13 protein-coding genes are annotated in these 14,863 nt (G+C 74.6%); 3 read left to right on the plus strand and 10 right to left on the minus strand.

The annotated features are described in order from the left end of the window. Positions 1-33 precede the first annotated feature (33 nt). The 7 genes from ACFVVA_RS23590 to ACFVVA_RS23620 all read right to left on the minus strand — a co-directional run bounded on the left by ACFVVA_RS23590 (position 34) and on the right by ACFVVA_RS23620 (position 8,603). Complete coding sequence (locus tag ACFVVA_RS23590) at positions 34-1,026, minus strand: hypothetical protein (protein WP_387692311.1); 993 nt, start codon at positions 1,024-1,026, stop codon at positions 34-36. After that, positions 1,023-2,558 (minus strand): phenylacetate--CoA ligase family protein, encoded by a 1,536-nt coding sequence (locus ACFVVA_RS23595; protein ID WP_387692313.1) that lies wholly within the window; start codon positions 2,556-2,558, stop codon positions 1,023-1,025. Before ACFVVA_RS23595 ends, ACFVVA_RS23590 begins: the two co-directional genes overlap by 4 nt. Positions 2,559-2,872: 314 nt before the next feature. Further along, positions 2,873-3,883 (minus strand): 3-oxoacyl-ACP synthase III family protein, encoded by a 1,011-nt coding sequence (locus ACFVVA_RS23600; RefSeq protein ID WP_387692315.1) that lies wholly within the window; start codon positions 3,881-3,883, stop codon positions 2,873-2,875. A 199-nt stretch (positions 3,884-4,082) separates the two neighbouring features. Further along, a complete protein-coding gene (locus ACFVVA_RS23605) occupies positions 4,083-5,195 on the minus strand; it encodes a hypothetical protein (protein WP_387692317.1) in 1,113 nt (370 codons plus the stop codon). Between the two features lie 100 nt (positions 5,196-5,295). Continuing rightward, positions 5,296-5,727, minus strand: coding sequence for an SRPBCC family protein (locus ACFVVA_RS23610; protein ID WP_387692319.1), 432 nt, complete (start codon positions 5,725-5,727; stop codon positions 5,296-5,298). Between the two features lie 42 nt (positions 5,728-5,769). Continuing rightward, entirely contained in the window at positions 5,770-6,780 is a 1,011-nt protein-coding gene (locus tag ACFVVA_RS23615) for an aldo/keto reductase (protein ID WP_387692320.1), read from the minus strand. Between the two features lie 269 nt (positions 6,781-7,049). Beyond that, complete coding sequence (locus ACFVVA_RS23620) at positions 7,050-8,603, minus strand: alkaline phosphatase family protein (RefSeq protein ID WP_387692322.1); 1,554 nt, start codon at positions 8,601-8,603, stop codon at positions 7,050-7,052. 198 nt (positions 8,604-8,801) lie between these two features. On the opposite strand from ACFVVA_RS23620, the gene ACFVVA_RS23625 reads away from it, so the two are divergent. Next, positions 8,802-9,614 carry a GntR family transcriptional regulator gene (locus ACFVVA_RS23625; RefSeq protein WP_387692324.1) on the plus strand — a complete coding sequence of 271 codons (813 nt, stop codon included), beginning with the start codon at positions 8,802-8,804 and terminating at the stop codon, positions 9,612-9,614. Between the two features lie 93 nt (positions 9,615-9,707). Here the strand turns inward: ACFVVA_RS23625 and ACFVVA_RS23630 are convergent, their stop codons facing one another. Then, complete coding sequence (locus tag ACFVVA_RS23630; protein WP_387692326.1) at positions 9,708-10,229, minus strand: hypothetical protein; 522 nt, start codon at positions 10,227-10,229, stop codon at positions 9,708-9,710. A gap of 325 nt (positions 10,230-10,554) precedes the next feature. On the opposite strand from ACFVVA_RS23630, the gene ACFVVA_RS23635 reads away from it, so the two are divergent. Continuing rightward, complete coding sequence (locus tag ACFVVA_RS23635) at positions 10,555-11,586, plus strand: helix-turn-helix domain-containing protein (protein ID WP_387692329.1); 1,032 nt, start codon at positions 10,555-10,557, stop codon at positions 11,584-11,586. A 448-nt stretch (positions 11,587-12,034) separates the two neighbouring features. On the opposite strand, the gene ACFVVA_RS23640 is transcribed toward ACFVVA_RS23635, so the two are convergent. Then, positions 12,035-12,838, minus strand: a complete 804-nt coding sequence (locus ACFVVA_RS23640) for a hypothetical protein (RefSeq protein ID WP_387692330.1) — start codon at positions 12,836-12,838, stop codon at positions 12,035-12,037. Between the two features lie 59 nt (positions 12,839-12,897). Continuing rightward, positions 12,898-13,962, minus strand: coding sequence for a DUF4232 domain-containing protein (locus tag ACFVVA_RS23645; protein WP_387692332.1), 1,065 nt, complete (start codon positions 13,960-13,962; stop codon positions 12,898-12,900). A gap of 237 nt (positions 13,963-14,199) precedes the next feature. On the opposite strand from ACFVVA_RS23645, the gene ACFVVA_RS23650 reads away from it, so the two are divergent. Continuing rightward, entirely contained in the window at positions 14,200-14,841 is a 642-nt protein-coding gene (locus tag ACFVVA_RS23650) for a hypothetical protein (protein ID WP_387692334.1), read from the plus strand. The last annotated feature ends 22 nt before the right edge of the window (positions 14,842-14,863 follow it).

Consider the following 14,863-nt stretch of genomic DNA (forward strand, 5'->3'; position numbering starts at 1 on the left):
AGGACCGCATGGTTCAACTTGATCGTCACATCGTCAAATGATGCCGCCCGTAACACTGCTGGTCACATCGCCGCCGCAATCACGCACCAGGTCGTAAGTGCCCGGGGGTGTGCCCTCGGGGAGGGGGGCGGCGAGGGCGGCGTCCGGCTCGGTGCCGGAGCGGGCGGGGAGCGGGAGCGGGTGGCCCTCGCGCCATTGGGCGGTGGTCCGCTCGCCGCCCGAGCGGCGCCGCCAGTACAGGTGCTGGGCGACGATGAGCGGGCCCAGCGCGGTGAGCAGCGGGAATCCGGTGGTGAGCCAGCCGAGGGCGAAGCAGGCGCTGACGGCGCTGGTGGTCAGCAGGCCGAGGAGGGCGGCGACGGCGGCGGCGGTGCGGCCGTGGGCCTTGGCGGCGACCAGCGGGTACAGGACGAGCAGCAGCAGGTCGCCGAGGCCGACGGCGACGGGGGCCGGGCCGCCGGTGAGGGCGAGCATCGGGGCGAAGGGGCGGTCCTGGACCTGTTCGAAGAAGCGGGCGGTGGTGTCGGTGAGGGTGGTGGCGGTGAGGTCGTAGGCGGTGAGGACGGCGGCCAGGGCGGCGGTGTGGACGGAGCGCAGGCCGCTCTGGGTCCAGAGGTTGGCGACGCCGACGACGGCGGCGGCGATCATCAGGTCGCTGCCGGCCCGGGCGGCGCCGGGGTGGCCGGTGAGGGCGGCGAGCGTGGTGGCGGCGGTGGCGGTGAGGGCGGCGGCCCAGGACCAGGGGGTGGCGCGCAGCCGGGTGGCGGCGAGCAGCGGGGCGAGGGTGAACTGGACGGCCAGGCAGCCGACGAGGCCGAAGACGGCGGAGACGGCGGCGCCGGGCAGGGCGGTGTAGAGCAGCGGGGCGAGGACGACGCCGGCGCACAGGACGGCGATGTCGCCGCCGGTGTAGACGCCGACCGGGGGGCGGGGCATCCGGATCCGGGCGAGGTACCAGGCGGCCAGGGCCAGTTCGGCGGCGACGGCGGCGCTCAGTGCGGCCAGGGCGGCGGGGCTGACGGTCATGCGGTTCCTCCCGCGGCCGGGGCCGTCGACGGTGCCGGGGGCGCCGGTGGTGTGCCGGGGGCGCCGGGGCCGGCGGTGTCGGGAGTGTCGAGGGTGTCGAAGGTGTGCTCGCGCAGGTCGGCGCGCAGGGGCGCGGTGGGCGGCATGGCGGCGCGGTCCTCGTACAGCACGATGTCGGACAGCCGCAGGCCGGCGGCGTGGGCGCGCTCCTCCAGGCGGCCGCGCAGGGCGGTGGCGGGCAGGCGGTCGACCAGCAGGTGCAGGCGGGCGGGTCCGTGGGGGCCGTCGGGGCCTTCGGTGAGGGCGTGGCGGGCGGGCAGCGGGACCTCCGGTTCGGCCTCGACCAGGTCGAGCACCTCGCGGGTGGTGACGGTGCGGCTGAGCGGCCCGTTCCAGCGGCCGAGGATCTCGGAGGTGGCGGGGAGGTGGGCGAGTTCGCAGGTGGGCGGCTCGGCGGGGAGGCGGACGAGGTCGCCGGTGGCGTAGCGCAGCAGCAGGGTGCAGTCGCGGTAGGGCACGTAGGGGGTGTGCACGACGGTGCCGGTGGCGCCGGGGGCGGTGGGTTGCCAGGTGAGCGGGTCGAGGACTTCGAGGTGCCCGAACTCGGTGGTGTGGTGGAGGTGGCCCCGGGTGCAGGGGGTGGCGCCGGAGGGCAGGATCTCGGTCATCAGGTAGGCGGAGGTGGCGGTGGCTCCGAACACCTCCTCGGCGCGGCGGCGCAGGGGCGCGGAGAGCACCTCGCCGCCGACGCTGATCGACCGCAGGCCGAAGTCGGTGCTGCGCCACTTGCGTTGTTCGGCTTCCTGGACGAGGGCGGCCAGGTAGGAGGCGGAGGTGGTCAGGTGGGTGATCCGGGGGTCCTTGCCGGGCAGGCCGAGCGGGGCGGCGAGGCGGTCGAGGGCCACGGCGGGGCCGACGGTGCCGAACTGGACGAACCCGGCGCCGGCGCGGGTGGCCGACTCCTCGGCGTTGACCAGCGGCAGGGTGGCGCGGGAGCAGCCGGCGTAGGCGACGGTGTGGCGGGGGCGCAGGCCGAGGCCGAGCACGGCGGAGATGGTGCTGAAGGCGACGGCGCACTCGAGTTCGGCGCGGGAGAACCACACCGCGGTGGGGGTGCCGCTGGTGCCGGTGGTGAGCGCCATCAGGACGGGGGTGGCGGCGTCCGAGACGAAGGCGGCGGGCAGGGCGCGCAGCGCCTGTTTGGGGGTGACGGGGACGCGCGACCAGTCCTCGGGCTCCAACCGGGCCGGGTCGAGGTCGAGTTCGGCGAACTGCCGGCGGTAGTGGGCGGTGTGCCGGGCCGCGGCGCGGGCGGTGGCGCGCAGGCTGCGCCGGGCCACCTCGCGCCGCACCTGCGGGTCGACGTGTCCGGCCCGGCCGGGCAGCAGGGCGGAGTCCTCGCCGGGCTCGCCGAACTCGGCGATGGTGGCGACCAGGTCCCGCGCGAGGCGTTCCAGGTCGTTCGGACGTATTCGACGGTTCGTCAGGATTGCTGCGCCGTAACGCAGTTGGCTCAGCGCGGTCGCGAACAAGCGGACTCCCCAGGCCAGGGTCGGACGGTACGCCACCCGGCCCCGGCCGGGGTCGATCGGATCAGGCCCCGATCAGGTCAGACCATGTGGAGGAACATGGCGGCGGTGAGGGTGCTGAAGGCGTACTTGAGGTAGTGCTTGACCATGATCGGTTCTCCCTCGTACGGGCCGGCCGGCCGCCCTGACCGGGCGCGGCAGCGGATGCCCGTGGCCGGTTCTGGTCGACGGGCAACGGCAGTATAGGGACGGTTCGGCCACCCGCAACAGCCTGTGTGCACGGCCAACCTTCCGGCTGTTCACGTCAGTTCGTGGTGTCAGCACTCCAGGAGGGTGCAGCTCCAGTGCATGCCGCGCCCCATGCCGGCCAGGGCGATCAGGTCGCCGTCGCCGAAGTGCCCGGACGCGCGGTGGTGATGGAGGTCGAGGAGGTGGTCCGCGGCCCCGAAGTGGCCCCTTTCCAGGGAGATTTCGAGGTTGGTGCGCTCCACCGGGACGCCGAGCCGGTCGGCCAGCTTCGTCAGCGTGCCGAGGTTGTCGTTGAGCAGCACCACCCTGGCCAGGTCCGGGACGGACGCGCCGATCCGCTTGCAGGCCCGGGCCACCACCTCGCGCACCCGCTCGCCCATCAGGCCGGCGAACTCCTGGAAGCGGTCGGTGTCGTAGTCGAAGAACTCCATCAGGCCCCAGGCGTCGCGGGCCGGCGGGGGCGTCCGGCCGCCGCGGAAGGGGTCGGCCGCCCCGCCCTGGTCCATCCGGAACAGGTCGACGTAGCGGCCGTCGCTGATCGTCTCGCTGGCCCGCCAGCGCAGTTCGGGGTGGCCGCGCCCGGCCACCGCGGCGCCGGCGCCGTCGGAGAACAGCAGCGAGTTGGTGTGCATCCGGTTCCAGTAGGGCTCGCACGTCCGGTTCGCCCCGACCACCAGCGCCCGCTGGTACTCGGGGTGGGTGGCGAAGCGGCCGGCGAGCAGGTCGAAGCAGGTGATGCCGCTGACGCAGCCCTGGCCGACGAGGACCGCCTCGGCACGGCGGGCGCCCAGCCGGTCCTGGAGGCTCGCGGCCGCGTCCCAGTACAGGTACTCGGGGATGTCGGTGATCGCGAGGACCACCAGGTCCAGCTCGGCGGGGTCGGTGCCCGCTTCGTCCAGGGCCGCCCGGGCGGCGTCGACGGCCAGGTCGGTGAGCCCGACCCCGGCCGGGCTGCGGTGGACGGCGCGGTAGCCGTACGCCAGGACGCGTTCGACGTCCTCGGTGTACTCCGACGCCACGTCCGCGACGGCGACGGGCTCCCCGAGGGCCGATCCGAACGACATCAGTCCGTAGTCCACGCCACTGCCCCTTCCGGCCGCGCGGCTCGCATGTCCGCGCACTGTTCGGCACCGGCAAGGTGCCGCTTCCGCCGCCGAGGGAGTTCGTCATCGAACTTCCGTTTCCCGGTCCGGCCCGACGCCCCGTCAGGCTATACAGCGCCGAGGAGCCCTGACCAGCACCGACACCGGCGCCCTCGCCGCCCGGGCGGACGACGGATCACGGCGCCGGCGGGATCCCGGCGTGCGCGAGGGCGAGATCGACCATGCGGTGCATGACGACGCCGGGAACGGCGGGATTCCGGGCGCCGGTCGCGGCCCCGCGCGGATCGAGCAGCAGCGCCACCAGGTCCTCCGGCGGCAGGGCCGGATTGGTCCGGGCGAGCCACCGCACGTCGCGGTCGTCGTCGGCGGTGAGCGCGGCGGCGGTGGCCGGGGCGAGCCGGCGGTGCCCTGCGGCGGCCCGGCGGACCACCGGGTCGGGGTCCGCGGCGGCCCGCTCGACGTCGGCGCAGGTGGTGGCGGGGTCGTCGAGCGCGGCGGCCCGCAGGCGCGGGTTCGGGTCGGCGGCGAGGCGCAGCAGGCCCTCGCGGGGGAAGTTGGGGTGGTTGCGCGGGCGGCCGGGGAAGGAGAAGGTGCCGTCCCACCACGCCGCCATGTCCAGGAGCATCCAGGGCGGGGCGTCGTCGCAGGACTCGGCCAGGAAGATCCGCACCACGCGGTCCTCGTCGCGGGCGAGGAGGTCGGCCACGTCGGCGGGCAGGCGCGGCGCCCTGGCGACGCTGCGGCGGACCAGCAGCTTCGGGGAGGCGGCGAGCAGGCGCATGGCCTCGGCATCGGCGTGCAGGGCGGTGACCCACCGCAGCTCCGCGCTCCCGCTGCCGGGGCCGATGTCGGGGGTCGCGGCGGCCGTCGCCGCCAGCTCGGCGGGGTCGGCGGGGTCGGCGGGCGGGAGGGCGTCGCCCGGCGACGGTTTCCGGGCGGCGCCGGCCAGTTCCGTGAACAGCCCGCGCAGGCCCGACCCGGGTGTGGCGGCGATGAGCCTGTCCCACTGCGCCGGTGTCAGTCGGCCGCTCTCCGCGACAGCGATCCGCACGCGTCGGCCGGGGTGGGCGATCGCGGCGTCCACGACCTCCTCGGGAAGGTCGTCGCGGTGCAGGACGTCGTGCGTGCCGGCGTCCAGGAGGCGCAGCAGCAGGTCGGCGGGCGCCGCGCGGTTGTGGCCGAGCCCGGACAGCCAGGCGAGGCCGGTCGCGCGCTCGACGTCGGTGGCGGAGGTGAGCGGGGCCCAAACGGGGCCGGGCGCGGCGGGCGGTGTCGGTCTCGGTGTCACCGGTCGGAGCCTACGCCCGCCGCCCGTACGGGCCCGCGGGGCCGGCAGCCCGGGCGGCCTCCGAGGGGTGGGGCCGCGGCGCCGGGGCGGGGTGCCCCGCTCAGCCCGCGAGGGCCTGGGCGAGGGTCTTGTCGAGGGCGTCGAGGCCGTCGGCGTAGATGCCGGCGAACAGGTCGACGACCTCCTGCTCGGTGGCGTTGTCGGGGTTGAAGCGGCCGGACCACTGGACCTCGGCGACGTCGTCACGGCCGGGGACGGCGTGGACGCGGATGGTGGAGACGTAGCCGGTGACCGGGAAGGGGGCCCGGAGGATGGCGTAGCTGTACTGCCGCTCGGTCTCGTTGAAGTCCACGAGGCGCTCGACGATGACGTCGCCCTCGGGGTTCTTCAGGCTGCGGACCCGGCCGCCCTCGGACGCGGTGCTCTCGGGGATGTAGGGGAGCCAGTCGGGCAGGGCGTCGAAGCCGCCGATGAGGTTCCAGACCTGGCCGGGCGAGGCGGGGACGATGCGGCTGACGGAGGTGGAGGCCATGATCGTTTCTCCTGTACTGCGGTGGGGGTGCGGGGTGGAGGTTCAGGCGCCGTTGGGCAGCGGGGCGGCCGGGCTGACGAGGCCGGCGGCGCGCAGCTCCTGCCAGAACGCGGCCGGGACGGTCTCGTTCAGCGCGGCGAGGTCCTCGGCGATGCGGCTGGGCCTGGTGGCGCCGGGGACGACGGCGGCGGTCACCGGGTGGGCGAGGGAGAACTGCAGGGCGGCGGCCTTGATGGACACGCCGTGCCGGGCGGCGGCGGCCTTGAGGCGGGCGACCTTCTCGATGATGTGCGCCGGGGCGGCCTGGTACTCGAAGTGGGCGCCGCCGGCGAGGATGCCGGAGCTGTAGGGGCCGCCGACGACCATGTCGACGTTCTGCTCCTGCGCCATCGGGAGCAGGCGCTGCAGCGCGTACTCGTGGTCGAGCAGGGTGTAGCGGCCGGCGAGGAGGAAGCCGTCGGGCCTGGGCTCGTCGAGGGCGAGGGTGAGCTCGATGGGCTCGGCCTTGTTGACGCCCAGGCCCCAGGCCTTGATGACGCCCTCGTCGCGCAGGCGGGACAGGACGCGGAAGGCGCCGGTGCGGGCCTCCTCGAACTTGGCCAGCCACTGGTCGCCGTGGAAGTCCTGGGCGATGTCGTGGACCCAGACGATGTCCAGCCGGTCGGTGCCCAGGCGCTTGAGGCTGTCCTCGATGGAGCGCTCGGTGGCCTCGGCGGTCCACACGTGGAGCATCTTGTTGGGGTTGCCGTGTTCGAACAGGCCGCCCTTCTCGCCGAGGTCGCGGTCGCCCTTCTCCAGCTCGTCGAGGACGACGCGGCCGACCTTGGTGGACAGCACGTAGGCGTCGCGGGGCTTGGCGGAGAGGACCTCGCCGAGGCGCTGCTCGGAGAGGCCGGCGCCGTAGAAGGGGGCGGTGTCGTAGTAGCGGATGCCGTGCTCCCAGGCCGCCTCGACGGTGGCGGCGGCCTCGGTGTCGGGGATCGCGCGGAACATGTTGCCGAGGGGGGCGGTGCCGAAGCCGAGCTTGCCGGGGAGGAGTTCCTTGAGGGACATGTCAGTGCCTTTGCGGAGCGGGCGGGGGTCCGTGGGGAGGGGGCACCCGCCGGGGGTTGCGCCTGCGCCGAGTGATTGGTGCAGACGCGCCTTACATGCAGGAACAATAGTTGCACACGCGCTGCAATGCAAGGGGTGGGCCGCTCCGGGGCGACGACGGGCCCGGGCGACGGGCAGCAGCGGGCCCGGGCAACGGGCGGGGGCGGGCTGGCACGGCCGCAGGCGGGGGCGGGGCCCGGCGCCCCTCCCCCGCCCGCGCGCCGTCCGGCTCAGGAGGCCGTGAAGGCGACCTGGTCGACGGTCCAGAAGGCGCTGTTCGTGCCGGTGTAGCGGAACTGGAAGCGGGCGGTGGTGGCGCCGGCGGGGATGGTGACGGGGAGGTTCTCGACGGTGTTGAGGTCGCTGCGGTAGGACTTCACCGGCTGCGGGGCGCCGTTGTCGAAGAGCACGTAGAGGTCGCCGGTCTGCGGCCCGTCGATCTTGTAGTTCGTCGCGAAGGACAGCACGCCGCGGCTCGCGCCGGAGACCGGGTAGGCGGGGCTGACCAGGGTGGAGTCGAACTGGCCGGCGCCGTGCGCCTTGTCGTCCCACTCGTCGGAGTCGGCGACGGCGAAGACGTTGCGGGCGCGCACATTGGTCTCGCGGGACTGGCCGAGCTGGGCGGCGGTCCAGAACTCGTCGGTGGCGAAGGTCCAGCCGCGCCACTCGGTGACGCCGCCCGTGGGCATGCGGGAGTTGTCGATGCTCCAGCCGGCAGGCGGGGTGTGGGTCCAGCCCTTCACCGCGGCCGGGATGCCGCTCTCGTCGGCGCGGGCCTGCAGGCCCGGGCGCAGCGCGTCGAAGGCGTCGGGGGCGATCTCGTCGATCGGGCGGCCGTCGAGCTGCCGGGCGGGGTCGACGGGGGCGCCCTCGTGCTTGAGGACGGTGGGGGCGATGTCGACCGGCTTGACGTCGTAGCGGCGCGAGCCGGGGGTGCAGCCGGCGCCACTGGCGATCAGGAAGGTCTGGCGCTCGTTGGCGCTGTTGCCGCCGTGGCCGCCGGCGTCGGTGTGGCCGTGGTCGGTGGTGACGAGGATCAGCCAGTCCTCCGCGGCGTACGTGGGGCGGGACTTGACGGCCTGGAGGACCTGTCCGACCAGGGCGTCGGCGGAGTGGAGGGCGGCCGCGTACTCGGGGCTGGCGCCGCCGTGGTTGTGGCCGGCCTCGTCGACCTGGTCGAAGTGCAGGAAGGTGGCGTCAGGGTTGCCGTGGGAGAGGTAGTCGACGGCGTCGGCGGCGGTCTTCGTGTCGTTCTCGCTCTCCTGCAGGCGCAGGTCGGCGCGGCCGTTGAAGACGTTGCCGGCGATGGGGTTCCAGGAGCCGATCACCAGGGTGGAGTTGGCGGGGTCGGCGTTCTCCAGGCGGGTGGCGAAGTCGGGGTACAGGTCGAAGCGGGAGCCGGTGAAGCTGTTGTCCTTCACCTGGTGCTTGTCGGGCCACACGCCGGTGGCGACGGTCGACCAGCCGGGGCCGGAGAGGGTGGGGGCCAGCGGGTTGGCGTAGAGGTTGCCGGTGGCGGTCATGCCGCCGGCCATCAGCGCCTTGAGGTTGGGGGCGTCGGCGGTGAGCAGCTTGTCGTAGCGGGTGCCGTCGACGCCGATGACGAGGGTCTTGGCCTGCTTGGTGCCGTTCGGCAGGCCCTGGTACGCACCGGCGGTGGCGGTCGCAGCGGCGGTGGCAGCGGTCGCGGCGGTGGCGGTCGGCACGATCAGCCCGGCGGCGGCGGTGGCGGCGGCGAGGGTGACGGCCAGGGCCGCGGTGCGGGTGGAGCGCGGGGTGCGCAACGGAGGACTCCCAACTGGTCGGCAGCACGGTGCAGTTGCACCGGGAGTGAGGATGGGTGGGGCGGGCGAGGACGGGCCCTCCGCGAATCCACGGTTGTATGAACAACCGCAGAAATTCAGACCAGACCCGTTATGCTTCCGTGATCACATACCCCGGGGCGGCCGCCCGGCCCGGACGGTGCTCGATAGGCTTGCGCGGTGAATCACCCCATCCCCAGGGCCGTCCCCGAGCCCGCCCGCGCCGGCGTCCCCGAGCACGGCCGGGTGCCCAAGTACTACCTGGTCAAGGCCCGCCTGGAGGAGCTGATCGCCGAGCTGGGCCCGGGCGGGCGGCTGCCCACCGAGGTCGATCTGGCGCAGCGTCACGGGGTGGCACGGGCGACGGTGCGCCAGGCGCTGCGCGAGCTGCTGCTGGAGGGCCGGTTGCGGCGGCAGGGCCGGGGCACGGTCGTGGCCGGGTCGAAGATCGAGCAGCCGCTGTCCCTGAGCAGCTACACCGAGGGCGTCTCGCGCCAGGGCCTGCGCCCGGGCCGCACCCTGATCGCCCTGGACCGGCTGCCCGCCGACGCGGCGATGGCCCGGCTGCTGGAGGTTCCCGAGGGCGAGCCGCTGTGGCACCTGGAGCGGGTGCTGCGCGCGGACGAGGAGCGCGTCGGACTGGAGTCCACGTACGTGCCGGTCGCCCGGGTGCCCGCGCTGGCGCGGGACTTCGACCCCGAGGGGTCCTTCTACGGCTATCTGCGCGAGCAGGGGGTGCGGCTCGGCGCCGCCGACGAGCGGATCGAGACGGTGCTGGCCAGCCCGCGCGAGGCCCTGCTGATCGGCACCCCGCCGGCGCTGCCGATGCTGCTGCTGCACCGCCGCAGCCTGGACGCGGCGGGGCGCCCACTGGAGCAGGTGCGCACCCTCTACCGCGGGGACCGGTTCAGTTTCACCCTCGCGCTGGGCGCCCCGGACGCCCCGAGCACCCTGGGAGCTCCGAAAGCCCCGGACGCCCCGGACGCGAGCTGACCATCCGGCGGCCGCGGGTCCGGCCGCCGCCGGCAGGGCGTGCGGGGCATGCAGGGCGTACGGGACATGCAGGGCGTACGAAACGTCCGGGTGTCAGCAGGTGCCGACGCGGCCGTTGTACGAGGACCAGACCGGCACCCAGGGGCTGTTGTTGTCGTGCGGGCGGTAGACGACGAAGTTGCCGTCGTTCTGCATGCGCGCCCAGTTGGCGCTGGGGTTGCAGCCGAGGGCGGTGCCGGACCACCACTTGGCCTTCTTGAAGGTGTCGTAGACGACGAAGTTGCCGTCGTACTGCATGATCACCTTGCCCGGGCCGCCGCTGTTGGTGCCGCTGGCCCACAGCGCGTAGCCGGTGTTGGTGTCGTACTCCACGAGGTTGCCGTCGTTCTGGTACAGCAGCCGGTAGTCGCCGTTGCCGGAGACGAGCGAGTCGCCGGGCAGCAGGCAGCTGCCCCAGTTCATGTGGTCCCAGCCGCTCGGGTTGCGCGAGCAGTTCCACTCGCTGTTGACGTCGGCGGAGGCGCTGGTGGCGGTCGTCAGTCCGGTGACCGAGGCCAGTGCCAGGGCGGCGCCGACCAGGGACAGGGCTCGCTTGACCGTTCCGGTGTTCCTCATCGTTCCCCTCGTTTCTGCTGCGGCGCGGTTCCCGACCGGCCGCGGCACGGTGTCGTGGACGGCTGTACGGACCCGGGGGCCCGCCCGCCGTCGTGCGGTGGGACCGGGGCCTCTCGACCCCTGCGTCCATGCCAACGGGATGCGGGCGGCGGCCGGTTCACCGGGATTCCCGCGGCCGGCCGCCGGACCGGGGGCCGGGCGGAGGCCACCGGGCCCGACCTTGTAGGTTTCGGTGTCACCGGCTGCAAGGAGCCGGTGACACCTGGTGGGGAGGGGAGCCCGGCCGGGCAGGAAGGGGACGGACCCCGGAAGGAAAGGGCGGACAGTGGCCACGAGCACGCAGAGCGTGTTCCGCAGCGAGGGCGTACCCGTGACGGAACGGTTCGACTGCTGGCGGGAGTTGGTCAGCCGCACCCGGGACAGCGAGGTGACCAGCGTCCACTGCGACGACTTCCGGGCGGAGATGCGGCGCCTGGAACTGGGCCCGGTGACCCTCCTGCGCAGCTCCTTCCAGCCGACCCGCTTCCACCGCACCGCGCGCCGGGTGCGGCGCTCGGACCCGGAGGTGTTCCACCTCACCCTGCTGCTCGACGGCGGCTTCACCCTGACCCGCGACACCGGGCGCACCGAGACCTTCGGGCCCGGCAACCTGCACATGCTCGACAGCTCCCACCCGTTCGACCTGCGGGCCTTCGGCTCCCGCGCCGCCCGCTCCCCCGGGGACCTGCGGATCGAGGCCGTCGGCGTCGACTTCCCCTCCGCCCTGCTTCCGGTGCCGCCGCACCGGCTGGAGGACCTGCTGGGCCGCGGCTTCTCCTCCCGGGAGGGCACCTGCGCGCTGCTCTCGGACTTCCTGCTCAACCTCGACCGGCAGGCCGCCCTCCTGGGCCCCGCCGACGCCCCCCGCCTGGGCGGCGTCGTGATCGACCTGGTGGCCGCCTGGCTCGCCCGGGAGGTGGACGCCGAGGCCGCCGTGCCCGACGACAGCCGGCAGCGGGCCCTGGTCGAGCACGTCCGGGCCTTCATCGGACGCAACCTGCACGACCCCGAGCTGACGCCCGCCGTGATCGCCGCCGCCCACCACATCTCCGTCAGCTACCTGCACCGCCTCTTCGGCCGGGAGTCCGGCGGCGAGACCGTCGCCGCCTTCATCCGCCGCCGCCGGCTGGAGCGGGCCCGCCGCGAACTGGCCGACCCCGCGCTGCGCGCCCTGCCCGTCCACGCCGTCGCCACCCGCTGCGGCCTGCCCCGCGCCGCCGAGTTCAGCCGCGCCTTCAAGGCCGCGTACGGCCTCTCCCCCCGCGAGCACCGCCACCGCGCCCTGACCGGGAGCGGGGGCGGGGTCGGGGGCGGGTAGCCGTACGGGCGGCGGGCAGCCGTACGCGGGCGGCGCGGCCCGTACGGGCCGGGCCGACGGGCGCGAAAACCCCGCATCGTGAGCACCAGGTGCGCACGAGCGGGCGGGAATCCCGGATCAGTGCACGCAATGCCAAGGACTGTCCACTCAGCGCCAACACGGCGGGGGTGACGCCCTGGCATCCTCCCTGAGGGACACCGCGCAGCGGAACGTCGAGTTCCGTTCCGCGCCGGCGGCCCGGCACGCCACGGGGGAGCGTGCCGGGCCGCCGGGTCCCGCACCGCCCGGCCCGCCCGGCCGGCCGGCCGTCGGCGGGCTCAGCGGGCTCAGCGGGCTCAGCCGGCCATCGGACCCAGCGACTCGGCGACTCGGCGAGTCAGCGAGTCAGCGACTCGGCGAGTCAGCGAGTCAGCGACTCGGCGACTCAGCGAGTCAGCGACTCGGCGACTCAGCGGCCGGACTCGTGGGCGAAGACGGCCTGGGCGACCGCCTTCTGCAGCGGGCTCAGGTGCTTGTCGACGAGGGTCTGGTAGTCACCGGCACGGCCGTCGGCCCACTGGCCCAGGCCCGCGACCATGGCCCGGCCGGCGCCGGAGAACGCCTGCACCATGCCGCTGTCCGGGGGCAGGGTGGTCAGGCCCGAGGCGGGCGGCGGGGCCTGGGCGCCGACCTGGTAGTCGTCGAAGGCCATGCTGAGGGTGGTGACCAGGTGGACGGTGTCCTTGGGGTCGGCCATGGTGAAGACGGCCAGGTTGTACTGGTTCTTGGCGCTGTCGGTGTACAGGGCGATCTGCTCGCCCAGGCAGCCCTTGGAGGCGCGGATCATCCCGATCAGCCGCGGGCCGACCGAGTCCGGTTCGACGCAGGACTTCATGACGGTCGATCCGACCCTGGTGTAGACCTCGCCGCCGGCCGCCGTCACCTGGGCGGGGAACAGCTGGTCGAGCGGCAGCAGGGAGGCGTCCGGGGTGGCGGAGGCCCGGGCCGCGGCGGCGGAAGCCGTGACGGAAACGGACGCCGAAGCCGACACCGACGCCGACGCGGAAACGGACAGGGACGGGGACTCGGAAACGGACGGGGCCGCGGACGGGGCCGCCGATCCCCCGCCCTCCTCGCCGGAGGGCCGCAGCAGGGTGAAGGCGCCGACGGTCACCGCGGCGGCGGCGAGGGCGAAGGCGAGGTTGCGCGGCCAGACCCGCTGGGGGCGGGGCGAGGAGTCGTCGGGCCGCTGGTCAGGATCGGTGGGGAACATACCGCCGTACCGTAGTGATCTTGATTGCGGCGCTTGACGACGGTTCGATCACAGTGCGGTCACGGTGCCGGGCGCGGTGACGGCGTGTCGTTCGTGTCCTCCCTGGTCCAGGCCCCGGCGCCGAGGCGCCCGGTGGTGCCGAGGTCGAGTTCCGGGACGACCGTGACGGGGGCCGCGTCGGGGGTGGCGCGCACCCGTACGTACGGGGCGTTGAGCGGCTCCCCGGCACCGGCCTCGGTGGTGTTGCGCCACACCAGGGTGGTGCGGGCGCCCTCCCCCGGGCGCAGGGCGATCTTCCGCGGCGGGTCGTCGGCGCCGGTGCCGGAGGCGATCTCGGCGCCGCCGCGCAGGATCCGCACGCCGTCGAGGGGCTTGTGGTCGAGGTCGAGCGGCTGCACCTGCGGGTAGCCGTCGAGGGTGACGACGGCGGTGCCGCAGTTGCGCAGGTGCAGGCCGACCACGCGCAGGCCCATGGCGGCGTCGCCCTCGTCGGCGTACAGCCGCAGGCCGGTGGGCGGGCAGGGGCCGCCGGCGCCGGGCGCCTCGACGGTGGGCACGCTGCGGACCTTGAGGAGCTCCGGCTTCGGCGGGCGGGGGTTGCCGGGCGGTCCCGGGGTGGGCGCACCCGGGCGGGAACCCGGCCCGGTCGGGCCGGGCGCGGTCAGGTCGATCCGCCCCTTCTCGGTGGCGCCGGGGGCGAGCCCGGTGACGGTCCGGGTGAGGTTCCCTCCCCCACCCGACCCGGGGCTGCCGAACACCGCCGCGCCGCGGCTCGGATCGGGGCCGTTGAACACCACGGTGTAGTCGTAGGGTTCGCTGTTCGGGTTGGTCACCTCGTACTCGAAGCAGGTGCGGCCGACGGCGGTGATCCGCACCCCGCCCTGGGCGAGCGCCGTCGGCTGCGCCGCGCCGGGCACGCCCGGCGTCGGGGTGCCGCACGCCCCGGGGCTGCCGGAGGCCTCCGGCCCGCCGCCGGAGGCCGCGGTCGTCGCGGTGCCGCCGGAGGCCGCGGTGCCGCAGCCCGCGAGCAGCAGGGCGGCGGTGGCGGCGGCCACGGCCGACGCGGCGGGCCCGCCGGGGTGACGGACCGTCAGTCGGCGGCGGGGCGAGGAGGTCTGGCGCATCCGCCGAGTCGATCATGCCCCGCGCCGGACGGCAGTGAGCCGCGTCACTTCGCGTGCAACAGCCCTGCCACGGTCCGTGTCGGCCTGCGTGTCGGCCTTCGCGCCGGGTGACGGCCCGCCGTCCTTTCCAGTGACTTGTCCGCCCGCCCCGGCCGTTTCCGTTTGGCGTGTCCACGCCGCCGGAATCCCTGTGCCTCAAGAGGGCCGCGAGGCCCCGCACCGAAGGGAACCGCCAGCGTGCACCACATCATCCGGAAACTCGCCCTGCTCACCGCCGCCACCGCGACGACGGCCACCGCGGCCGTCCTCCCCGCCCCGCCCGCGCACGCCGCGCCCCGGCTGTTCGGCCCCGCGGAGTTCGGCATCAGCTTCACGCCGGACGGCGACCCCGGCCAGTGCGGCGGACGCCAGGGCGAACAGTGGCACCTCAACGGCGACTGGTCCGACGAGATCCGGCTCGACACCGACGACCGCCCCGGCGGCTGCCGGCTCGCGTTCGGCATCTACGATCCGCAGAACCAGCTGGGCTCCGCCTCCTTCCGGTACGCCTTCCAGTCCTCCCCCGGCACCGCCCCGGGGCAGTGCGGCAACGAGGGCGACTACCGGATCCCGACCTCGTCGACGGCCCGCACCTTCGGCCCGGCGATCCGCATCGACACGGACAGCCGTCAGGGCGGGTGCACGCTCACCTTCCTCGTGTCGAACACCGCGTCCGCCACCCTCGACATCCGGTACTCCGGGGACGGCGACGTCAGCCAGTGCGGGGGCGCCCTCCCGAACGACGTCCGCACCGCCTCCCCGGACCATCCGGTGGCACTCGCCATCGACACCGACAACCGCCCCGGCGGCTGCCGGCTGCAGCTCCGGATGAACGTCTAGCCACCGGCGGCCCGAACGCCCG

The sequence above is a fragment of the Kitasatospora sp. NPDC058048 genome, assembly GCF_042885555.1.
In the GTDB taxonomy this organism is placed as follows: Bacteria; Actinomycetota; Actinomycetes; order Streptomycetales; family Streptomycetaceae; genus Kitasatospora; species Kitasatospora lactacystinica.